The sequence below is a fragment of the Halostagnicola alkaliphila genome, from assembly GCF_055379965.1.
Genome location: NZ_AP043826.1, coordinates 2558820 through 2579772, shown reverse-complemented (window position 1 = coordinate 2579772; position 20953 = coordinate 2558820). Strand labels below are relative to the sequence as shown.

Genomic DNA, 20953 nt, shown 5'->3' with positions numbered 1-20953 from the left:
TTCGAATTCCTGCACTGCACTTTCGAACACGTAGGTGAGACACTCACTCGACCCTCATGTGTAAATACTGTCTTCAGTGTGATTGGCGAGTGACCGATTCCAGCGAATATACCGAGTCCGAAGCGTCACGGCTCGCGATCGATCATTTCGTCGAAACAGGCCATGCGATCGACTCGCTTCGGTTCCCACCACCGGTCGTATTGAAAAATTAAATTTTCACCGCGGCGCTTTCGCTCCTCAGTTAAACGGCGGCGAGTTCGGGATTTCGCTGTCGAACTCTCCAACCGGTCGAACGCCGAGTCCGTGGAAATCCGGAAGCGGTTCGGCGTCGTCTTCTTCGTTCTGGGCCGCTTCGATCTCGTCCTCGTCGAACTCGTCGATCGAATGCGGTTCGACGACATCGACAATATCCTTGGTTTCGATGTCGAGCACGGCAAATCCGGGCGTGACGCCGGTTGCGGCGTGGGGGTCTCCCGACAGGGGTGCGGGGCCTCGGAGGGTGACGAACATGTACTCGCCGTCCGGCGAGGACCACATGATGTCGGGGGAGTCCCGTTCATCGGGATTCTCACTCTGATCGGGACCGTACGAGTCGATTTCTTCGATGACCGAGTCATCCTCGGGATCGAGGACGATACCGTCGTTGGTCTCGCGGTTGAGGACCCACAGTTCCTCGCCGTCGGGCGTAAACCAGAAACCGTGCGCGTCGACGCCTCCGGTGCTCACGTCCTCTTCGATGATCTCGTCCTCGGCGGTGTCGTAGACGTAGAACGCGCCGACGCCGTCTTCGCCCTCGTCGGGGTCGGACGGGAGTCCAGCGGTCAGGTAGAACTTGTCCTCCTCCGGGTGTGGCATCGTGCCACAGTTGGTCGGCAGTTCGTCCTGCGAGTAGGCGATTTCGACTTCGAACTCGTCGTGGTCGACGATCACGAGCCCGGAATCGTGGTAGCTCGGGCCGAGCGTGTGGATCGATCGGCCGTTGCTATCGAACTGGTGGCAGATCGGGCTCGCCGACTCGATGCCGGCGTCCTGGACGGTCTCGTCTTCGAGCAGTTCGAGTTCGTCTTCGATCTCGAACTCCTCGTCCTCGAGATTGGCGTCGATGCGGGAAATCGTTTCCCGGTCGATCACGTCGACGTGGATGTAGTCGTCGTCGGGCGAGAACACGGCCATGTGCGAGCCGGGACCGGTTTCGATATTGCCGACGAGTTCGTGGTCTTCGGTTCGGAAGACGAGCGTGCGTGCACCAGCAGTACAGGCGACTGCTGCGTACTCGTAGTCCGAACTGAAGTCGATCATGTGGGGGACGACGCCTTCGTCGGGCACGCCCTCGAGTTCGTTGACGTCGATTTCCTCAACGACTTCGAACTCGTCGTCTTCGTTCTCGTCCGGCTGGTAGACGTAGATATCGTCTCGACCCTGATCGAGCCCCCAGATCTCGTACGAGCCGTCTCCGTTGTCGTCACCGTTCCCACCATTTTCCTCATCCGTTTCGTCCGAACATCCCGCCAGCGCGATTGCACCTGCGGTCGCGCTTCCTGCGAGGAATGCTCGTCGACTTTTCAGTAGATCAACCGTCATCACCAGAAGTCCGAACTCCACACCCAAAAGTTTGCTTGTTTCAGCGCCTCTCCGTGGCAAATTCTGGCGTTCGGGATAGGAAAGGGCAATAGTTGCCACAAGATCATCGACCCCGCTATCTGAAGGTCCCACTGAACCGAAGTTACGATAATTACGTTCAGACAAAGGGAAAATGTTGGTAAATATTGCCGTAAGCTGTGTCGAAGTTCGAAGTGGTGATCGGGACCGAAACGACGTTTCAGAGAACGTGCAATAGAGGCCAATCTCGACGGTAGATGTGCTACAAAAAGCACTGCCGCGTTCGTAGCATCCCGACGTCCGATCTCCGCAACCGGTCAGTATCAAATGGGGTTCTCCGTTGAGTATCACGATTCGTCGGTTGTGACTTGCTTACCACCGTGGAATCGGCATAAACGAACCCCCAGCGGTGGAATCCTCGCGCTTCAGCGGCATGGCGAGAGCAAAGCTCTCGCTGTCGTTCGAGAGACGTACGTCTTTCGTGACTGAGCGGAGCTTCGCTCCGCGAGGTCGTCGGCGCTTTACGCCGACTGCTCGAGGGATCGGAGATCCCTCGCTGTCCGCGAGACCTCCGGTCTCGCTTGATGACGAGACGCGAAGCGTCTCGAACCACAACCGAAAAGCTCCGCTTTTCGAGGACGGGGAGGATGTCAATCGCGTCGCTCGAGAATCCGATCGATAATCAGTCGCGTCGATAACAGTTCATCATCGTGTTTCGGTTCCCGCGGGTCGGCTCGCTCGACCGTACAGTCGATTCCTCGCCGCTCGAGTTCGGCTTCGATCGCCTCGTCGTCGTGATGTTGGTCGTGACCGAGCGCGATCACGTCGGGGTCGATTTCCTCGATCGGAACGAAGATATCCTCCTCGTGACCGAGAACTGCCTGGTCGACGACCTCGAGCGAATCGATGACATCCCGACGCTGGCGACCGCTACAAACCGGCGATTCCTTGTGGTCGACGTTGGCCTTTCTGGCGACGATAACGACGAGTTCGTCGCCCATCGACGCCGCTTGCTCCAGGTAGTGAACGTGACCCGGGTGCAGAATGTCGAACGTCCCTTGGGCGACGACAGTTCGTGATTCCGTCGACGATCCGTTGGTATCATCGCCCCGATTCACGGCTGATTCACCTCCGAAATGGAGAAACGGGGCGGTCGTTCGGCGGGAAACTGCGCGCTCGATACAGCCGTCGTCGACTCGTCAATTCGAATCACTCCCATTGCATATCCTCGTCGATGTCCGCCTGCGTGAAATCGAAGAACTCCTCGGATTCGGGCAGTTCAACGTCGAGTACGTTCAACTGCGTCGGTTGTCCCTGCGAATCGAACGCCTGCCAGTCCGAGCGCCGATACGGCGCACCGATGATAACGTGGACGCTGCCGCGGCCGAACGTTTCTAGGTCCGCACTGCTCGGTCGAACAACGCCGTTGGGGTGAGAGTGGATGCTCCCGAGCGCCTTTACGTCGTTCGGAATCATGCTCGTCTGAACGGTCGCACTGACGCTGTTGCTCTCCGTTCCCGGAACGACGAGAATGTCGGTGATAACGAGACCGTCTCGTTCGAGCCCGAGCGTGTTCGCCTCGGTTCCGCGGAGAAACCCCATGTACTCGTTCGGGTGTGTCTCCTCGGAGGACTCGAGTGCGAACTCGAGCGTTTCCTCGGCGATACCGAGTATCTCACTCGAGCGGAACAACGCGTCGAACAGCCCCATGTACCCACATCCGAGTTTGCGGTTGCTAAACGTTCCGAATGGAATCGCCGGCTGAGTACCGCCAAAATCTGACGAACGACGGCCAATACATAATTATTTATCGTGTTGTATCGAAACCTGTGCCAGATATACACATTCTACATACATTGTAGGTAGATACTTTTAATTCGTGAGTTCGAACAGGTTCGTATGGGACTCGAAGAGGACGCCCTCGACTACCACAGCGAGGAACCGCCCGGGAAAATAGAAATTCGGACAACAAAATCGACGAACACCCAGCGGGATCTCTCGTTGGCGTACTCGCCAGGCGTTGCGGGACCGTGTCGAGAAATCGCGACGGACGCCGATGACGCCTACCAGTACACCGCAAAAGAGAACCTCGTCGGCGTGGTGTCGAACGGCTCCGCGGTTCTCGGACTGGGCGACATCGGCGCGCAGGCGTCAAAGCCGGTTATGGAGGGAAAAGGCGTCCTCTTCAAGCGCTTCGCGGATATCGATGTCTTTGACGTCGAACTCGACCTCGAGGACCCCGACGCGTTCGTCGAATCCGTCGCCGCGATGGAGCCGACCTTCGGCGGGGTCAATCTCGAGGATATCGCCGCACCCGACTGCTTTCGCATCGAGGAGCGACTGCGCGAGCGGATGGATATTCCGGTCTTTCACGACGACCAGCATGGCACCGCGATCATCAGCGGCGCCGCGCTGTTGAACGCCGTCGAACTCCTCGAGAAGGACCTCGAAAATCTCCGAGTTACCTTTGCGGGTGCGGGCGCGGCTGCAGTCGCGACCGCTCGGTTCTTCGTTTCGCTCGGCATCGACAGGGGGAACATCACGATGTGCGATATCGACGGCGTTCTCACGACCGAGCGTGCGGAGGCCGGCGAGTTGAACGCCTACAACAGAGAGTTTGCATCCGACGTTCCGGGAACTGAACTGGCCGACGCGATGGTCGACGCGGACGTTTTCGTCGGACTCTCTGCGGGCGGTATCGTCTCCCAAGAGATGGTTCGGTCGATGGCCGAGAACCCGGTCCTCTTCGCGATGGCGAACCCCGATCCGGAAATCGGCTACGAGGAAGCAAAATCCGCCCGCGACGACACGGTCATCATGGCGACCGGCCGGTCGGATTACCCGAACCAGGTCAACAACGTCCTCGGGTTCCCGTTCATCTTCCGCGGCGCACTCGACGTGCGAGCGAGGCAGGTGAACGAAGCGATGAAAGTCGCAGCCGCCGAGGCGCTCGCCGATCTGGCGAGACGCGACGTTCCCGACGCGGTCCTCAAAGCGTACGGCGACCAACCGCTCCAGTTCGGGCCCGAGTACATCATCCCGAAACCGCTCGATCCCCGGGTTCTCTTCGAGGTCGCCCCCGCAGTCGCGGGCGCGGCGATGGAAACCGGTGCCGCTCGAACGGAGATTGACCTCGAGGCGTATGTCGAACGGCTCGAGGCGCGGCTCGGGAAGTCCCGCGAGATGATGCGAATCGTGCTCAACAAGGCCCAGAGCGAACCCAAACGACTCGCGCTCGCGGAAGGCGACCACGAAAAGATCATTCGGGCGGCCTTCCAGATCGCCGAGCGCGAAATCGCCGAGCCGGTTTTGATCGGCGACGAAGACGAGATCCGGTCGACCGCGGCGAACCTCGGCCTCGATTTCGAACCGGACGTTGCAGACCCGACGGACGGGTCGTACGACCACTACGTCGAAACGCTCTACGAGCGACGAAAGCGCAAGGGAGTTACCCGCAACGAGGCCGAAGAGATGATCCGCGAGAGCAACTACTTCGCCTCCGTGATGGTCGAAAGCGGCGACGCCGACGCGATGTTGACGGGGCTGACCCATCACTATCCTTCGGCCCTTCGGCCGCCCCTGCAGGTCATCGGCACCGCGTCGAACGCGGACTACGCAGCGGGAGTCTACCTGCTCGCGTTCAAAAACCGGGTCGTCTTCCTGGCCGACGCGACCGTCAACCAGAACCCCGACGAGGAGGTCCTAGCCGAAGTGACTCGGCATACAGCGTCGCTCGCCGAACGGTTCAACGTCGAGCCGCGCGCCGCGCTCCTCTCGTACTCGAACTTCGGCAGCGTGGACAACGAGGGCACTCGGAAGCCGCGCCGGGCGGCCAAGCTGTTGCGAGACGACCCGGCGGTCGAGTTCCCCGTCGACGGTGAAATGCAGGCGGACACAGCGGTCGTCGAAGACATGCTGACGGATACGTACGAGTTCACGGATCTCGAGAAGCCGGCGAACGTCCTCGTCCTGCCGAACCTCGAGGCCGGAAACATCTGCTACAAACTGCTCCAGCGGCTGGGCGGCGCGGAAGCGATCGGGCCGATGCTCGTCGGGATGGACAAACCGGTCCACGTCCTGCAGCGGGACGACGAGGTGAAAGATATCGTCAACCTCGCGGCAGTCGCGACCGTCGACGCACAACGGCAGTAGCAAGCTGGCCGCTCGGAAACGGATCAACCGGTTGCTCGGATGAATCGTCCCCGAAACGATCTGTTCGAACTCGAAATTGCCGCTGATGGCATCGTGTCTTGACAAGGGTTATACGCTCCCATCTCAAATACCGGGTCAAGATGACACGCGAGTCTGCCGGGGTCCCCGGCGACGACGACGGGGATTCCGTCGTTTACGATCTTGCTGCTGATTGCACCGCTGATGATCTCGAAGAGGGGAGCCCATACCTGGCCGAAATCAACGGTATTGTCGACTACGGCGTCTTCGTCGATGTCTCCGATTCCGTCTCCGGGCTCGTCCACGAATCCGTCCTCGAGGGAACCTACCGCGTCGGCGACGAGCTCGTCGTCGAACTCGAAAGCGTTCGAGAGAACGGCGATATCGCCTTCGTACCGGCCGACTTCGACTCCTACACGCTCGAGGAAGTTTCCCACGACTACACGCTCACTGGGACCAACCGACTCGAGGCCAACGTCGGCGACCAGATTCACCTCGAAGGGGAGGTCGTCCAGGTCAAACAGACTGGCGGCCCGACGATTTTCCACGTCGCGGACGAGTTCGGCGTCGTTCCCTGCGCGGCGTTCGAAGAAGCTGGCGTTCGAGCCTACCCGCAAGTCGAGGTGGGTGACATCGTTCGCGTCACCGGGGCGCCCGAGCGTCGCGAGGACGCGGTTCAGATCGAAGTCGACGGGCTCACGAAACTCGACGGCGAAATCGAATCCGACGCTCGAGAACGGCTCGAGGAGGCCCTCGAAGAGCGCGCCCAACCACACGAGGTCGAGCCGCTCATCGACTGGCCAGCCTTCGAGAAACTCCGACCGAATCTCGAGGAAGTCGCGACGAAGCTCCGCCGAACGGTTCTCGAGGGACGACCGATTCGCGTCCGCCACCACGCGGACGGCGACGGTATGTGTGCTGCGGTTCCGGTTCAGCTCGCGCTGGAACGGTTTATCGCCGACGTTCACGAGGACGACAACGCGCCACAGCACCTGATCAAACGGCTGCCCGCGAAAGCGCCGTTCTACGAGATGGAAGACGCCACGCGGGACCTCAACTTCGCGCTCGAGGATCGCGAGAAACACGGCCAACAGCTCCCGCTCCTGTTGATGCTCGACAACGGCTCGACGGCGGAGGACGTCCCCGCCTACGAGACGCTGGCTCACTACGACATTCCGATCGTCGCGATCGATCACCACCACCCCGACCCCGAATCAGTCGAGGGATTGCTCGACGCGCACGTCAATCCGTATCTCCACGACGAGGACTACCGGATCACGACGGGGATGCTCTGCGTGGAACTGGCGCGGATGATCTATCCCGAACTCACCGACGAGCTCCGGCACATTCCCGCCGTCGCCGGTCTTTCGGATCGATCGAAAGCCGACGCGATGACCGACTACCTCGAGCTCGCGGACGAGGAAGGATACGACGAGGATCGCCTGCAGGATCTGAGCGAGGCGCTCGACTACGCCGCGTTCTGGCTCCGATACAACTCCGGCGACCAGCTGATTCAGGACCTGCTCCAGATCGGCAGCGACGACGAGGAGCGCCACCGAGAGCTCGTCGAATTCTTCGCCGACCGAGCACGCGACGAGGTCGACGACCAACTCGACGCCGCGATGGCTCACTTGGAGCACGAAGATCTCGATAACGGCGCACACCTCTACCGGATCGACGTCGAGAACTACGCGCACCGATTCACCTATCCCGCGCCGGGTAAAACGACGGGCGAGATCCACGACCGCAAGATCGAGGAGACTGGCGACCCCGTCATCACGGTCGGCTACGGGCCGGACTTCGCCGTCCTCCGAAGCGACGGCGTCCGCCTCGATATTCCAGTGATGGTTTCGGAACTCGAGGAGGAGGTGCCGGGCGGCGGCGTCTCCGGCGGCGGCCACCTCGTCGTCGGCTCGATCAAGTTCGTCAAGGGCAAACGAGAGGAAGTGATCGACGCGCTGGTCGAGAAGATGGCTGAGGCCGACATCGACGAGGAACTTTCGACCGCGGCTCCGATCGACGACTAACGACGCCGCTCGCGATCGTTCTTTTTGTGCTGCTTTCCGACGGCAGTTTTCGCACGCGTTAGTGACAAGGACTGGTTAGAATTGAAGAACGGGCTAGACCTGTCGAGACCCGCTTTCGAGTCACTGTTAGCGCTCGCGGCTACCTGCTGTCATCACTTGTGGGAAGATGGGATGACCATCACGAGTCGCTCTCGAGCAGTCGAAAATAGTCTCGATCGGGATCCGTCTCGCGCACTGATTGCATTGTATCAGTACGAGCGAAGAATCGAATAGACTGTTCACGGAGGCTGGTTCGACAGAAGAATCTCTCGAGGATCATCGAAGCATCGATAGACTGTGTTCGTTATATTATTTTTATAATAAAATTCAATCTAAAACAATCACGAGCGATACTACTTAGCCATATTGTCTACTCGTTTTTGAGTGTATGCGACAACTCACTGAGACACCGCTCGTACGGGATGGAAAATCGATCATTCTCGCGCACGATCACGGGCTAGAGCACGGGCCCGCCGCGTTCGACGACGTTCCCGAGAGATTGGATCCGAGGACGGTCTTCGAGATGGCAACCCACGACGCCGTGACCGGGTTTGCAGTCCAAAAAGGACTGGCGGAGACGTATTACCCGTCCTACGAAGATGACGTGAATTTGCTGGCGAAGCTCAACGGAACCAGCGGTCTCTGGATGGGCGAACCGTACTCGCCACAGACGTGTTCGGTAGAGTACGCGCTCGAGCTCGGTGCAGATGCCATCGGATACACGGTTTATCCAGGAACCAACCGTGAAACGGAGATGTTCGAGGAATTCCGGGACGTCCAAGAGCGCGCTCGCGAGCACGACGTTCCGGTAGCCATGTGGTCGTATCCGCGTGGACAAGCGCTAAAGGAACATCGTAACCCGGAGGTCATCTCGTACGCGACTCGAATCGCCCTCGAGCTCGGCGCGGACATCGCGAAGGTGAAGTATCCGCGCAGCGGGCAGGCGATGGCCGACGCTGTCGCCGCGGCGGGTAACGTCAACGTCGTTCTGAGCGGCGGATCCAAAACCGACGATCGTGAGTTCCTCTCGCTGGTCGAAACCGCGATGAACGCGGGTGCGAGCGGTCTAGCGGTCGGTCGTAACGTCTGGCAACGGGAGAATCCCGAACAGATCCTCGACGCGCTCGAGGCGGTCGTCTTCGAAGGAGCGACTACCGACGAGGCACTCGCCGAGTGATTTCCGACTCGAAACGCGGAGACCAGTCGAATATCACTACCACGAGCACTGCGTTGCTCGTTGTGCGGACCCGATCAGAAACGCTCACAATCAGATAGAAATATGAACACCGCTGCACTATCGGTGGGTAAGCAAACCGCTATGCTCCCAGCAGTTAGAAAACGAGAAATCGTCGAGTTAGTTTCCGAACAGGGTGAATGCTCCGTCGCCGAACTCGCTGCAGAGATGGATTGTTCGAAGGCGACGATTCGTCGCGATCTCAGCGATCTCGAGGACAGAAAGCTAATCGAACGCTCTCACGGTGGCGCAGTGCCGGTAACAACCGTCGGGAACGAACAGACCTACGGTCAGAAGGAAGTGCAAAATCTCGACGGAAAGATGCGAATCGGGGAACGAGCGGCCGAGGAGATCACCGAGAATCAGGTCGTGTTCTTCGACTCCGGTTCGACGACGATGCAAGTAGCCAAGAACGCACCCGAGAACAGGTCGTTCCTTGCAGTCACTAACTCGCCGGTTTTAGCTATCGAACTGGGAGAACAGGCCAACGACGTAAAGCTCACCGGCGGATCACTCCGTCACGAGACTCGTGCGCTCACCGGGCCGAGTGCGGAACGATTCATGGAGCGAACGAACTTCGACGTGTTGTTCTTAGGGACGAACGCGATCGGACCGTCCGACGGGTTAATGACTCCGAACGAGGACGAAGCCCGGCTGAAATCGCTCATGATCGAGAACGCGGGCCGAGTCGTGCTCGTCTCCGATGGTTCCAAAATCGGAAAACAGAGCTTCGTGAAATTTGCCGATTTAGAGGACATAGACATGTTTGTAACGGATACGACGCTGTCCGAGGAACAGTACGAGCCGTTCGAATCTGCGAACGTGGAAGTCATCCAGGAGGTCGAGCAGTGATCCTGACAGTAACGCTCAACCCCGCGGTCGATCACACGCTCAAAGTAGATCGCTTCCCCGTTCCTGATCGAGTCGCGAGGGCAGACGCCGCGCGTGTTGATCCCGGCGGAAAGGGGATCAACGTCTCGAAGTATCTCGTCGAACTAGAGACGGAGACGGTCGCTACGGGCGTCGTCGGTGGCTTCCTCGGAAAATTCGTCCGCGACAGCTTGGCCGATGGCGAGATCAACGGTGACTTCGTGGAAATCGATGGGCGAACGCGACTTAATACCACGATACTGGCGAATGACGCCGAGTTCAAGATCAATCACGATGGACCGACGGTGTCCCAAAGTGCGATCGACGACCTTCTCGACACGGTCGAGCACAAAAGTCCAGATACCGTTGTCGTGGGCGGCAGTCTCCCGCCAGGTCTCGGTCCCGACACTATCGATCGGATCGCTCGGGCTGGAGACTGGGAGACGGTAGTCGACGTCGGTGGGCCCCTCCTCGAAGAGCTGAACGCATCGTATGCACTCTGCAAACCAAATCGTGAGGAACTCGCTACGGCAACCGAAAGTTCGGTTAGTTCTCTCGATGACTGCTACGACGCAGTCGAAGCGCTTCGTCGAATGGGCTACGATCGAGTGATTGCGTCGTTGGGTGCTGATGGGGCGATCATGTCAACACCCGATGATTGCTTCCACGCCGCGGCAGTCGACACAGAGGTCGTTGACACGGTCGGTGCTGGCGATTCGCTGTTGGCGGGCGTTCTCTCCGCACTCGATGGAGGAGCGACGGATCGGGAGGCACTTCGGGCTGGAATGGCGGTCGCTTCGCGCGTCGTCTCGGTTCCTGGAACGGACATCCCGCCGCTCGATGACGTAGCGGGTACAACCAATCGCGTCTCCATCTCGGCGCGAGGGATTAGCCCGGATAGGTAGCGACTGCTTGTGATCGAATACTACAAATCCACTCAGTGTGTGTTCATCTATGATTGATAACTGACCTACGTTCTATCTAGCTATTTTCCATTTATAGCTCGAAACCCCGCGTCTCTCGTCATATCATACAACGGATTGAATGAACACGTCTCTATTTAATCCATACTAATAAGTCGGAAAGAATCATATTCGAAGACTATATTGAATAATACAGAGGATATATAGCAGAGCATGCCACCAGTAGACAAAGCAGAGGACACACTCCGTTCACACGTCACCTCAGTCAAAGAGGACGTGATGACCGGCGTGTCGTTCATGATTCCGTTTGTTACGATCGGGGGGATATTCCTTGCAGTGGCGTTTATGATCGCCGAACTGCCCGATACCGTCTTCGGGTTCTCGATGCCCGGCGCAGGGACGACGACGGAGTCTGTCTTCGAGGAAACCGGAACGCTCCCCTGGTACATGGCCGAGATCGGGGATCTCGGTCTGACGATCATGGTCCCCATTCTGGGAGCGTACATCGCGTATGCGATCGCGGATAGACCCGGACTGGCACCGGGCTTTATGCTATCGTGGGTAATCCAGCAGGAACACATCATCGAGGCCGCGGGGTCGCTCGTGGGCTTTACGGCCGACGGCGCCGTCGCCGGGTTCCTCGGTGCGCTGGTTGCGGGTCTATTAGCCGGCTACGTTGCACGGTGGATGAAGGGGTGGGCAGTGCCGTCCGTCATCGAGCCGATGATGCCGGTGTTGATTATTCCGGTGTTCACTACGGCGCTGTTAGCGCCGCTCGTGATCGTCGGGTTGGGAGTCCCGATCGCAATCGTCGACGATGCGCTGACGAGTTTCCTCGAGGGAATGACGGGAGCAAACGCGCTCTTTCTCGGCGCGATTCTGGGGGCGATGATGGCTGCCGACATGGGCGGCCCCATCAACAAGGTCGCGTACGTGTTCGGCGCTGCGCTCGTCGGTGACCAGATCTTCGGGCCGATGGCCGCGGTGATGATCGCCGGCATGACGCCACCGCTCGGACTGGCGCTTTCGAACTTCATCGCACCGCAGAAGTACTCCGCCGAGATGTACGAGAACGCCAAAGCGGCGGTGCCGCTCGGCCTGTCGTTCATCACCGAGGGTGCGATTCCGTACGCTGCGGCCGACCCGCTGCGAGTTATCCCGAGCTGTATGATCGGCAGCGCAACCGCCGGAGCAGCCGCGCTCTGGCTCGGGATTACAATGCCCGCACCTCACGGAGGTATCTTCGTGTTCCTCCTGTCGAACAGCGCACTGTTGTTCCTCGGCTGTATCGCTCTCGGGACGATCGTAACCGCGGCCGTCGCGACGGCCATCAAGCCGGACTTCGAGAAGACGGTTGCCGACGTTGAAACCGAAACTAGCACAGCCACTCAAGCGACGCAAGCCAACGACTAAGCCACCGATAGTTAACTACCGTTCACCACCACACACTCACTATGACGGAAACACTCACCGAGGATCGTATCGAGACGCTCGCCTCAACTGATCAGATCACGCTCGACTCGGCACCCGCCGACAAACGGGCCTGCATCGAATATCTGCTGGACTTACTCGTCGATGCAGGCCGCGTCGAGAACCGCGAGACGGCTCTCGAGGCACTGCTCGCTCGAGAAGAAGAGACGACGACCGGCGTCGGCATGGGGATCGGGATCCCCCACGCACAAACTGACGCCGTTAGCCAGCCGTCCGTGGCGTTTACCCGCTCGGAGGAGGGCGTCGACTTCGGCTCGATGGACGGCGAGCCCGCACGACTCATTTTCATGATTCTCGTTCCCGAATCCGGGGCTGATGACCATCTCTCCATTCTCAGTACCCTCTCACGGGCACTCATGCACGATGAGACGCGGGACGGGCTTTATGACGCGGAGACGCCGGAAGACGTACAGGCCGTCCTCAAGGAGGCGGTAGCATGAGCACCGAACGAATCGTGACGATCGTCCCCGAGGCCGGATTGCACGCCCGACCGGCCGCGACGTTCGTCGAGGCAGTCAACGATCACGAGTCCGACGTTCAGGTCGGCCATACTGACGAGGATGAGCTCATTTCGGCCGGGAGCATGATCGCGGTCACGAGCCTCGGTGCCGAAGCCGGCGAGGACGTTCGGCTCGTCGCGAACGGTCCCGACGAAGAAGCAACGCTCGATGCCCTCGAGCGCGTCTTGACCACACCCGAGGGTGAGATTGCCGATGTCGACAGCTAAGCAGATGTCAGAACGTACGCTTGCGGGTACTGGGGCGACGCCTCGCTCCGACGTGGGGACGGTCGTTTGGTACAGTTCCACCGCTGAACTTCCCGATCCCGACGATGTCTCCGTCGAGCCAGACGTCGAGCGCGAACGGTTCGCGGACACACGCGAAACCGCTCGAGACGAATTAGAACGCGAACGGGAACGGACTGCCGAACGCGTCGGCGAGCAAGAGGCCGAAGTCTTCGATGCGCACGTGCAGTTCCTCGAGGATCCACAGATCGAAGACGGTGTCGAAAGTGCGATCGAGGACGGTCTACCGGCCGAACACGCTGTCCAGCGGGCGTTTGCCGACCCGATCGAACAGTTCGAGGGAATGGACGGGCGGATGGCCGAGCGGGCCGATGATCTGCGCGACGTTCGTGATCGGCTCATTCGGCTCCTCACCGACGGTGAACACGTTGATCTTGGCGGCCTTCCTGAAGGGACAGTCGTGCTCGCCGAACGGCTCACGCCAAGTGACACCGCTCAGCTCGATCCCGAACGCGTCGCCGGATTCGCTACCGTAACCGGTGGCAGAACGTCCCACGCGGCGATCTTCGCTCGCTCACTGGCCCTTCCCGCAGTCGTTGGCATCGGCGAGGAACTCCACGATGTCGCCGCCGACGCGACAGTGGTCGTCGACGGGGAGGCCGGTGAACTCGTCGTTGAGCCGAGCGAGAAGCGCCGCGAGTCGGCACGGGCCACTCGCGAGGTGGAAGTCCGTGAGGAGCCGGTAACGACCGCCGACGGAACCGAAATCGAAATCGCGGCAAACGTCGGTCAGCCCGCCGAACTCGAGGGGACGAAGGCTCAGGGGGCCGACGGAATCGGCCTCTACCGCACGGAATTCCTGTTCCTCGATCGCGAGGAAGCACCCGACGAAAACGAACAGTACGAAACGTATACGGAGGCCCTTGAGACGTTCCCGGATGGCCGCGTCGTCGTCCGAACGCTCGACATCGGCGGCGACAAGCCGATTCCCTACCTCGACCTGCCTGAAGAGGAGAACCCGTTCCTCGGCGAGCGAGGGATTCGCCGATCGCTCGGACCCGACGCTACCCTTTTCGAGACGCAGCTTCGCGCACTGTTTCGGGCGGCTGCAACCGGGGATGGCCAACTGTCGATCATGTTCCCGGTCGTCGCGACACCCGAGGAACTCGCAGCCGCGCTCGAGACGGTCGACACGGTCGCTGAGACGCTCGAGGCAGAGGGGGTCGACTATGCGGTTCCCGAACTCGGCGTGATGATCGAAACCCCCGGTGCCGTCTTCGCCGCGCCGGAACTCGCCGAACAGGTCGACTTCCTCAGTATCGGGACGAACGACCTCACCCAGTACGTTATGGCCGCGGCACGCGAAAATGAACGCGTCGCGGATCTCCGAGATCCACGCCGACCAGCCGTGTTACGGGCAATTGCCCGAACCATCGAAGCCGCCCACGAAAACGACGCGTGGGTTGGTATGTGTGGAGAGATGGCCGGCGATCCGGAACTGACCGAGCTCCTCGTCGGGCTGGGTCTCGACGAGCTCAGCATGAGTTCGGTCACCATCCCAGACGTCAAAGCGACCGTCCAATCGGTCGATACCGATGCGGCGGCCGAGCACGCGTCACGGGCGCTCGAGGCAACGACCAGAGAACAAGTTATCGACCGAATTCAACGCCACAACCAATGAAACTCGTCGCAATCACATCGTGTCCAACCGGTATCGCACACAGCCAGATGGCAGCAGAGAACCTCGAGACGACTGCCGAAGAGCAGGGCCACGACATCAAAGTCGAGGTCCAAGGCGCAATGGGCGCCGAAAACGAATTAACGTCCGACGAAATCGCCGGTGCCGAGGCGGTTGTCATCGCCGCGGATACGGCGGTCAATCAGGACCGCTTTGAAGGCAAACCACTCGTCAAGGGAACCGTCAAGGACGCGGTTAACGACGCCGAGGGACTGATCGAGCAGGCGCTTCAACGGGCCGAAGGCATCGAAGCCGATGCCACCGAGGTTGCCGAAAGCGACGCTGCCCCGGAGAACAGCGGGGAGACTGCCACAACCTCAGCGAGCGATACCGAAACCGAACAGCTCGGGGGAGACCCATCGAAGGGACTTTTCGCACGCCTCCGGAGGCTATTCTCGTGAATGCACCGGGTCGAACGGAATCGGATACGAGCTCAGTACCGGTCTCGATGAGCGGGTGGTCTCGATGACCGACGTACGCCAACTCGTCGATGCGATCGCGGCAGTAATACCCGAAGTACGTGAGAAGTTTCGGGAAGCCCGCGGGAAGACGACGACGGAAAACCCCAGTGGTGACATCCAGTCGTCTGCGGATCGACAGATCGATCGTCTATTCCGTGACCAGATCGCGTCCCTTGACGCAGTCGGGACATTCGCCAGCGAAGAACGTGAAGGCGTTGAGAACGTCGGTGACGGGTTCAGCGTTGCCATCGATCCGCTCGATGGATCGTCGAATCTCCAATCGAACAACATCGTTGGAACGGTGGTCGGTGTGTATGACGCACCGCTTCCGGCGAGCGGTCATGATCTGGTCGCCGGTATGTTTGTCCTTTATGGACCGTTTGCAACGGTTACCGTTGCCGTCGACGAATCGGTAACTCGGTACGTCGTCGACGATGGCGAAATCGTCGACTCAAATCCGGTGGTCATCCCCGACAAGAGCGAGATTTGTGGATTCGCCGGCGCAACGAACGAGTGGCCGGAACCTGTCCGAGAATGCTGGAGCGAACTGCATCGCGACTACAAACTTCGATATACTGGTGCGATGGTTGCAGATATCACCCATTTGCTCGTCAACGGGGGACTGCTTGGATATCCCGAACGGTCGTCGGGTTCTCACGGTGACCTCCGACTCCAGTACGAAGCCAACCCGATCGCATATATCGTCGAGACCGCTGGCGGACGTTCTTCAACGGGTCGAGGATCGATCCTCGATCGCAGTCCGGAGGATCTCCACCAGCATATCCCAGCCTACTTCGGCAATGCCGAGCAGATCGGTTTCTTGGAGTCGACGTTGTCGTGACAGTCTTGCCACCGTGAGTCGTCTTTTTGGACGCATATTCTTGCGCGTCGTGAGGACTGTGTACGAGCAGAAACGACCCCAACTACCGAATTTGGCTCTTCGGATAGCGACGTAAATGGTCGTGTCTCGACTGTTTTGTCCCCGATCAGTCTTCCTCAGTTCCGATCGCCCATCGACACTCGAGACTCGCTGAACCTCGATCGAAGCTGGCTCGCTGATTTCACCGTCTGCAAAACGAGACAATTCGTTTACCGTGACGGATAGAGTGACGGAACAATGAACGGATTCGGCGACGGCGGTGAGACAACCGGCAACTGGATTCTCGCGATCGGAGCGGGAACGGTGCTCGTTTTCGCTCTCGGAGTCGGCGCGCTCGCGGGACCCGCGTCGGCCGGAGACGGTCCGGCCGTTGTAACGCCGGAACCGGAAACGATCGAGGCCGAACCCGGCGAGGAGTTCAACGTGACCGTCACCCTCGAGAGCCACGGCGGGTACGGACTCGAGTCGCAGGTCGAGTCGGTTCGATTGCTCGCACTCGCCCACCCGGACTACCTCGAGGTCACCGATATCGAGACCGGAACGTGGCTCGAGGAGGGAGAGACCGAGGTCCGTACGGGGACCGAAATCGCTGACGACGGATCGATCGCCGAGGCGTTACAGTACCGAGATCCGCCAGCGGGCGGGACGACGAACGCCGGCGAGTACGCCACGCTCACCGTTCGAGTGGCCGAGGACGCGCCGCCGTCGGAGGCCTCGCTCGAGTTCGGCGAGACCGGTGTCATGCTGACGGATAGCTATCCGCAGGCCGTCACCGGCACCGATCTCTCCGTCGAGATCGATGGCGGTGGAGATCACCACGACGCGTACGACCACGGCGATCTCGAGGCGTTCGGTCACGCGGAGACGTTCGCCGAGACGGGCGGCGGCGAGGAGATTCCGAGCGAACTCGCGCCGCCGGAGGAACAGCAAGAAGGCGACGGAACGGAGACAGAAAGCGATTCGGAAGCCGACGATTCGATCCCCGGCTTTTCGTTCGGCACTGTCGTTCTGACAGTTCTGCTGGTAGTCGTTCTGAGTATCTCGAGGAGCGTCCGTCGTTCAGGTTGATAACCGAATTAGATCTGGCAAGGTCGGTCAACGCGCGTCGTGTACGCGAAGCGATCAGAGGTGTTGGCCACGCGGAAAAACAACCGGTTGCGGTCAGTCCGAACCGGTCGTTTCTCCTCTCGTGTCGGCCGACCGCGATTCGGGCGGTTCGTTTTCGCGGGCCGCCTTATAGACGGCGAGCGCGAGGATCGCCCCGGCGATCATCAGCGTGACGTGGAACCCGTACTCGAGTGCCAGCAGGTACCAGAGGTTTTCGCTTCCCAACACCATGTGCAGGTTGTCGTGAAGCCACCAGCTACCGAGCAACCACGCGATGCTCACGTGGGCCCCCATCGCGAGACGCGGTGTGGCGGCAAAAACCCGTTTCGTGTACGACCATCCGAACAGAAGGAACGCGACTCCGAGGCCCATCGTGACCGTTTCGAACAGGCCGAGACCGACGAAGAGTGGGAACTGTGCGCTCGTGGGCACCGCCGCGTGGGCGGGTTCTGGCCAGACGGTCGCACCGAACGGACCCTGGGGCGCGAACAAGAGCCCGAGTAGTGCGACGAATCCAGCGACGGCTCCGGCGATGTATCTCTGTTTCATCACCCATGATATAGGTTACCAACACACATAATATACTCGTCACGAAACCCGTACTGTCCGAATATCGGCCTTATCGCGGTACTATTCGGTTCTGGTTGTTCGAAGGCGCTCTTCGAGAGTTACGCGTGTCAGAACTGATACCGCCGCTCGTCGTCCATCGTCGGGTAGTTATCCGCGCCGGTCATCTCCTCGAACGTCATTCCTGAAAGATATTCATCGTAGGTCACGTCGTAGCCCGATCGAAGGTGGAAATCGAGGTTACCGGTTTCGACGGCCGACTGAAAGAGCATGTGAACCGCACGGCGGACGAGCTCGTCCGTTTGTTCGGGCTCTAAGGCGGTCTCAAGTAGTGCGAGTTCGTTTCTGGTTTCGCGATCCAGCGCGACATCGAGCTCGTCTCCCAAATTCGAATACGACTCCGTAATCTCGTCGTTCAGCTCGTCGAGGCTCATATGCAGGTGGACTCGAGAACGGCGTATATGGCTTTCGTGCTCGCCTCGAGGACTCCCCGTTTCTTCGGGCTCGCGAGATCATCACGCCTAAGCCGCCCCTTCCCTAACCTCCGGCGATGACAGACGCGGAAGCGGATCAAGACCGGCAGTCTACGTGGACGCTTCCCGACGACCTTGCGGCCGTTCGCTCGGCCTTGATCGACTGGTACGAAGACGATCACCGGTCGTTTCCCTGGCGCGAGACCGACGACGCCTACGAAATCCTCGTCAGCGAGGTGATGAGCCAGCAGACGCAACTGGGTCGCGTCGTCGAGGCCTGGGAGGAGTTTCTCGAGCGCTGGCCGACGACGGCGGACCTCGCGGCCGCGGATCGTTCGGATGTCGTCGGCTTCTGGACGTCCCACAGCCTCGGCTACAACAATCGAGCGAAGTACCTCCACGAAGCGGCTGGTCAGGTCGAAGAGGAGTACGACGGCGAGTTTCCGGAGACGCCCGACGAGCTCGAGAACCTGATGGGAGTCGGGCCGTATACAGCTAACGCGGTCGCGAGCTTCGCGTTCAACAACGGCGACGCCGTCGTGGATACGAACGTCAAACGCGTCGCGTACCGGACGTTCGATATTCCGGATGACGATGACGCGTTCGAGGAGGCGGCGAATCGACTCATGCCGGAGGGCCGTTCGCGGGTCTGGAACAACGCGATTATGGAACTCGGCGGGGTCGCCTGCGAGCAGACCCCGCGGTGTGACGAAGCCGGCTGTCCGTGGCGCGAGTGGTGTAGCGCGTACGCCACGGGTGATTTTACGGCACCGGACGTTCCAACCCAGCCGTCGTTCGACGGCAGTCGACGACAGTTCCGCGGCCGCGTGATCGGCACCCTCCAGAAGTACGACGAACTCGAGATCGATACCCTCGGACACCGAATTCGCGTCGATTACACCCCCGACGGAGAGCACGGCCGAGAATGGCTCGAGGGGATCCTCACCGACCTCGAGAGCGACGGGCTGGTCGAACTCGAGAAAGGGGATGACGGGCGTATCGCGCGACTGTAAGGCAGAGGATGGGCGTATCACGCAACTCTAGGACGATCGCGAATACAACTGTTCCTCGGGTAACCGAGTTTCGACCGCTCGAGTCTCGGGTGTTCGAATTCCGACTCCTGGAATTGCGATCGCTCGAATCGACTCACGGCTCGAGCGTGATCGTGAACCGCTGTTGGTGGGCTAGGAACATGACGAGTGCAAACAGCGCGAACGCGATCTGGACGGCCTCGACGTGGAGAACGACCTGGGTCACCTCGAGCGAAATGGGCGGCGAGACGACCGACCAGTCGACGAACCAGACCGACGACAGCAACGCCGAGGCACCTACCGTGGTGAGAAATGCAGGGACGACGGCACAGCGAAGGCGAGGGAGGCGACTGGCGGGGCGAGCACCGTGAAACACTCGTCGCTCCATCGAAAAGTGAATTGTCAACATGCCAACGAGGACGAACCCCGCCGCGAGGACGCCGGTGATGCCACCGAACCACTCGGCGACTACCAACCAGAGAGTCCACCCGGCGGTGACGAATACCGCGGTACCGAGTCGACGCGGCTTGATAAGATCTCCGAGTTCGCTCGTGGTCGCTCCGAAGACGGACGCACGTAACAGCGAACCACAGAAGAGAATTCCCACGCCAGCGAGGGTGGTCGAGACGGTCCGCGTTTCGAGGACGACGAGAAGGAACCACGATCCGACCGCAATCGCTTCGATTGCAGTCGTGAAAATCGCGGCGGTCACTCCGATAACCCGTCGTCTCGTCGTTTGACCGAGAACTTCGGGTTGGCGGATGACGCTCATTGCAATCACCTGATTCGAGATGTTCCGGTTTCGTTATGTGAGGCTTTATTCATCTTCGATCGGTTCGGATCGCGGGACGTTCCGGATGGTCTGAATCAGCAACACATTTAACCGCGCGTTTCCCCGTTGAAATCGATGCACGCGATCACGAACAGCGGGTGGATCGAAGTCATCACGGGGAGCATGTTTTCGGGTAAAACGGAGGAGCTTCTCCGCCGATTGCGCCGCACAGAGATCGCCGGTCAGGAGGTCGCGGTGTTCACCCCCGCTATTGACGAGCGATACGGCGACGAGGCAATCGGGTCCCACGACGGCCGGAGCTGGGATGCGATCCCGATCGATCCCGAGACGGATCTCGAGCGGATCTTCGCCGAGTGCAACGGCGAGCAGGTCGTCGCGTTCGACGAGGCGAACTTCTTTTCGAACTCGCTGGTCGATGTCTGCGAAGCACTCGCTTCCGATGGTCGACGGGTGATCGTCAGCGGTACCGACCAGACCTTCCGCGGTGAGCCCTTCGATCCGCTTCCCCAACTGATCGCCGTGGCCGAGTACGTCGAGAAGCTCCGTGCGATCTGTGCGGTCTGTGGGGAACCAGCAACCAGAAATCAGCGCTTCGTCGACGGCGAACCCGCACACGTCGACGACCCGACGATCCTCGTCGGAGCCGAAGAGTCCTACGAGGCGCGCTGTCGCCACTGTCACACGCTTCGAGAGGAGTAAGTTCTCTTTACTTGCGTCCCGGTTCGAGTACGTCGATACTACGCCGGTGCGAAAACGCCATCCCGATCGGAACGTTGGACAGAACTATTTAGGGGGATGTTGTCGG

Annotated in this window: 20 protein-coding genes; 14 read left to right on the top strand and 6 right to left on the bottom strand. The window is 60.0% G+C overall.

All coding sequences use genetic code 11. The annotated features are described in order from the left end of the window. Positions 1-237: 237 nt before the first annotated feature. The 3 genes from ACZ5C7_RS18145 to ACZ5C7_RS18135 all read right to left on the bottom strand — a co-directional run bounded on the left by ACZ5C7_RS18145 (position 238) and on the right by ACZ5C7_RS18135 (position 3309). On the bottom strand, positions 238-1581 hold the full coding sequence (locus ACZ5C7_RS18145) for a YncE family protein (protein WP_464377679.1): 1344 nt from the start codon (positions 1579-1581) through the stop codon (positions 238-240). A gap of 668 nt (positions 1582-2249) precedes the next feature. Further along, positions 2250-2717, bottom strand: a complete 468-nt coding sequence (locus ACZ5C7_RS18140; protein ID WP_464377678.1) for an FAD synthase family protein — start codon at positions 2715-2717, stop codon at positions 2250-2252. Positions 2718-2808: 91 nt separating this feature from the next. Next, positions 2809-3309, bottom strand: coding sequence for a Mov34/MPN/PAD-1 family protein (locus ACZ5C7_RS18135; protein WP_464377677.1), 501 nt, complete (start codon positions 3307-3309; stop codon positions 2809-2811). Between the two features lie 189 nt (positions 3310-3498). Here ACZ5C7_RS18135 and ACZ5C7_RS18130 point away from each other — a divergent pair, with 189 nt between their 5' ends. From ACZ5C7_RS18130 to ACZ5C7_RS18075, 12 genes are all read left to right on the top strand, one after another. Beyond that, entirely contained in the window at positions 3499-5751 is a 2253-nt protein-coding gene (locus ACZ5C7_RS18130) for an NADP-dependent malic enzyme (RefSeq protein WP_464377676.1), read from the top strand. A 140-nt stretch (positions 5752-5891) separates the two neighbouring features. Further along, positions 5892-7796 (top strand): DHH family phosphoesterase, encoded by a 1905-nt coding sequence (locus ACZ5C7_RS18125; protein ID WP_464377675.1) that lies wholly within the window; start codon positions 5892-5894, stop codon positions 7794-7796. Positions 7797-8223: 427 nt separating this feature from the next. Further along, entirely contained in the window at positions 8224-9012 is a 789-nt protein-coding gene (locus ACZ5C7_RS18120) for a class I fructose-bisphosphate aldolase (RefSeq protein ID WP_464377674.1), read from the top strand. Positions 9013-9153: 141 nt separating this feature from the next. Then, positions 9154-9921, top strand: a complete 768-nt coding sequence (gene glpR / locus ACZ5C7_RS18115) for an HTH-type transcriptional regulator GlpR (RefSeq protein WP_464377673.1) — start codon at positions 9154-9156, stop codon at positions 9919-9921. Continuing rightward, positions 9918-10844 (top strand): 1-phosphofructokinase, encoded by a 927-nt coding sequence (gene pfkB, locus ACZ5C7_RS18110; RefSeq protein ID WP_464377672.1) that lies wholly within the window; start codon positions 9918-9920, stop codon positions 10842-10844. The genes glpR and pfkB overlap by 4 nt, the downstream gene beginning before the upstream one ends. Before the next feature lie 231 nt (positions 10845-11075). Further along, positions 11076-12275 carry a PTS fructose transporter subunit IIC gene (locus tag ACZ5C7_RS18105; RefSeq protein ID WP_464377671.1) on the top strand — a complete coding sequence of 400 codons (1200 nt, stop codon included), beginning with the start codon at positions 11076-11078 and terminating at the stop codon, positions 12273-12275. A 41-nt stretch (positions 12276-12316) separates the two neighbouring features. Then, complete coding sequence (locus ACZ5C7_RS18100) at positions 12317-12793, top strand: PTS sugar transporter subunit IIA (protein WP_464377670.1); 477 nt, start codon at positions 12317-12319, stop codon at positions 12791-12793. Beyond that, a complete protein-coding gene (locus ACZ5C7_RS18095) occupies positions 12790-13080 on the top strand; it encodes an HPr family phosphocarrier protein (protein WP_464377669.1) in 291 nt (96 codons plus the stop codon). The genes ACZ5C7_RS18100 and ACZ5C7_RS18095 overlap by 4 nt, the downstream gene beginning before the upstream one ends. Positions 13081-13084: 4 nt before the next feature. Continuing rightward, positions 13085-14779 carry a phosphoenolpyruvate--protein phosphotransferase gene (gene ptsP / locus ACZ5C7_RS18090; RefSeq protein ID WP_464377668.1) on the top strand — a complete coding sequence of 565 codons (1695 nt, stop codon included), beginning with the start codon at positions 13085-13087 and terminating at the stop codon, positions 14777-14779. Beyond that, the gene (locus tag ACZ5C7_RS18085; protein ID WP_464377667.1) at positions 14776-15237 is read left to right on the top strand and encodes a PTS fructose transporter subunit IIB; all 462 of its coding nucleotides are present in this window, start codon (positions 14776-14778) and stop codon (positions 15235-15237) included. Before ptsP ends, ACZ5C7_RS18085 begins: the two co-directional genes overlap by 4 nt. A 64-nt stretch (positions 15238-15301) precedes the next feature. Beyond that, positions 15302-16138 carry a class 1 fructose-bisphosphatase gene (locus ACZ5C7_RS18080; RefSeq protein ID WP_464377666.1) on the top strand — a complete coding sequence of 279 codons (837 nt, stop codon included), beginning with the start codon at positions 15302-15304 and terminating at the stop codon, positions 16136-16138. A gap of 276 nt (positions 16139-16414) precedes the next feature. Continuing rightward, positions 16415-17245, top strand: a complete 831-nt coding sequence (locus ACZ5C7_RS18075; protein ID WP_464377665.1) for a hypothetical protein — start codon at positions 16415-16417, stop codon at positions 17243-17245. Positions 17246-17338: 93 nt separating this feature from the next. On the opposite strand, the gene ACZ5C7_RS18070 is transcribed toward ACZ5C7_RS18075, so the two are convergent. Next, positions 17339-17833: a hypothetical protein gene (locus ACZ5C7_RS18070; protein ID WP_464377664.1), complete on the bottom strand. Its 495-nt coding sequence runs from the start codon at positions 17831-17833 to the stop codon at positions 17339-17341. Positions 17834-17961: 128 nt separating this feature from the next. Beyond that, on the bottom strand, positions 17962-18285 hold the full coding sequence (locus ACZ5C7_RS18065) for a hypothetical protein (protein ID WP_464377663.1): 324 nt from the start codon (positions 18283-18285) through the stop codon (positions 17962-17964). Positions 18286-18401: 116 nt separating this feature from the next. Here ACZ5C7_RS18065 and ACZ5C7_RS18060 point away from each other — a divergent pair, with 116 nt between their 5' ends. Continuing rightward, a complete protein-coding gene (locus tag ACZ5C7_RS18060; protein ID WP_464377662.1) occupies positions 18402-19337 on the top strand; it encodes an HhH-GPD family protein in 936 nt (311 codons plus the stop codon). Positions 19338-19470: 133 nt separating this feature from the next. Here ACZ5C7_RS18060 and ACZ5C7_RS18055 read toward each other — a convergent pair whose 3' ends face one another. Next, the gene (locus ACZ5C7_RS18055; RefSeq protein ID WP_464377661.1) at positions 19471-20127 is read right to left on the bottom strand and encodes a hypothetical protein; all 657 of its coding nucleotides are present in this window, start codon (positions 20125-20127) and stop codon (positions 19471-19473) included. A gap of 135 nt (positions 20128-20262) precedes the next feature. On the opposite strand from ACZ5C7_RS18055, the gene ACZ5C7_RS18050 reads away from it, so the two are divergent. Next, positions 20263-20847: a thymidine kinase gene (locus ACZ5C7_RS18050; protein ID WP_464377660.1), complete on the top strand. Its 585-nt coding sequence runs from the start codon at positions 20263-20265 to the stop codon at positions 20845-20847. Positions 20848-20953 lie beyond the last annotated feature (106 nt).

Bases quoted from the DNA above. Each gene is read 5' to 3' on its own strand.
- ACZ5C7_RS18080 (WP_464377666.1), top strand. From the start codon at position 15,302: ATGACCGACGTACGCCAACTCGTCGATGCGATCGCGGCAGTAATACCC.
- ACZ5C7_RS18055 (WP_464377661.1), bottom strand. From the start codon at position 20,127: ATGAGCGTCATCCGCCAACCCGAAGTTCTCGGTCAAACGACGAGACGA.
- ACZ5C7_RS18135 (WP_464377677.1), bottom strand. From the start codon at position 3,309: ATGGGGCTGTTCGACGCGTTGTTCCGCTCGAGTGAGATACTCGGTATC.
- ACZ5C7_RS18130 (WP_464377676.1), top strand. From the start codon at position 3,499: ATGGGACTCGAAGAGGACGCCCTCGACTACCACAGCGAGGAACCGCCC.
- ACZ5C7_RS18060 (WP_464377662.1), top strand. From the start codon at position 18,402: ATGACAGACGCGGAAGCGGATCAAGACCGGCAGTCTACGTGGACGCTT.
- ACZ5C7_RS18075 (WP_464377665.1), top strand. From the start codon at position 16,415: ATGAACGGATTCGGCGACGGCGGTGAGACAACCGGCAACTGGATTCTC.
- ACZ5C7_RS18100 (WP_464377670.1), top strand. From the start codon at position 12,317: ATGACGGAAACACTCACCGAGGATCGTATCGAGACGCTCGCCTCAACT.
- ACZ5C7_RS18095 (WP_464377669.1), top strand. From the start codon at position 12,790: ATGAGCACCGAACGAATCGTGACGATCGTCCCCGAGGCCGGATTGCAC.
- ACZ5C7_RS18145 (WP_464377679.1), bottom strand. From the start codon at position 1,581: ATGACGGTTGATCTACTGAAAAGTCGACGAGCATTCCTCGCAGGAAGC.
- ACZ5C7_RS18050 (WP_464377660.1), top strand. From the start codon at position 20,263: ATGCACGCGATCACGAACAGCGGGTGGATCGAAGTCATCACGGGGAGC.
- ptsP (WP_464377668.1), top strand. From the start codon at position 13,085: ATGTCAGAACGTACGCTTGCGGGTACTGGGGCGACGCCTCGCTCCGAC.
- ACZ5C7_RS18105 (WP_464377671.1), top strand. From the start codon at position 11,076: ATGCCACCAGTAGACAAAGCAGAGGACACACTCCGTTCACACGTCACC.
- glpR (WP_464377673.1), top strand. From the start codon at position 9,154: ATGCTCCCAGCAGTTAGAAAACGAGAAATCGTCGAGTTAGTTTCCGAA.
- ACZ5C7_RS18070 (WP_464377664.1), bottom strand. From the start codon at position 17,833: ATGAAACAGAGATACATCGCCGGAGCCGTCGCTGGATTCGTCGCACTA.
- ACZ5C7_RS18120 (WP_464377674.1), top strand. From the start codon at position 8,224: ATGCGACAACTCACTGAGACACCGCTCGTACGGGATGGAAAATCGATC.
- ACZ5C7_RS18085 (WP_464377667.1), top strand. From the start codon at position 14,776: ATGAAACTCGTCGCAATCACATCGTGTCCAACCGGTATCGCACACAGC.
- ACZ5C7_RS18125 (WP_464377675.1), top strand. From the start codon at position 5,892: ATGACACGCGAGTCTGCCGGGGTCCCCGGCGACGACGACGGGGATTCC.
- ACZ5C7_RS18065 (WP_464377663.1), bottom strand. From the start codon at position 18,285: ATGAGCCTCGACGAGCTGAACGACGAGATTACGGAGTCGTATTCGAAT.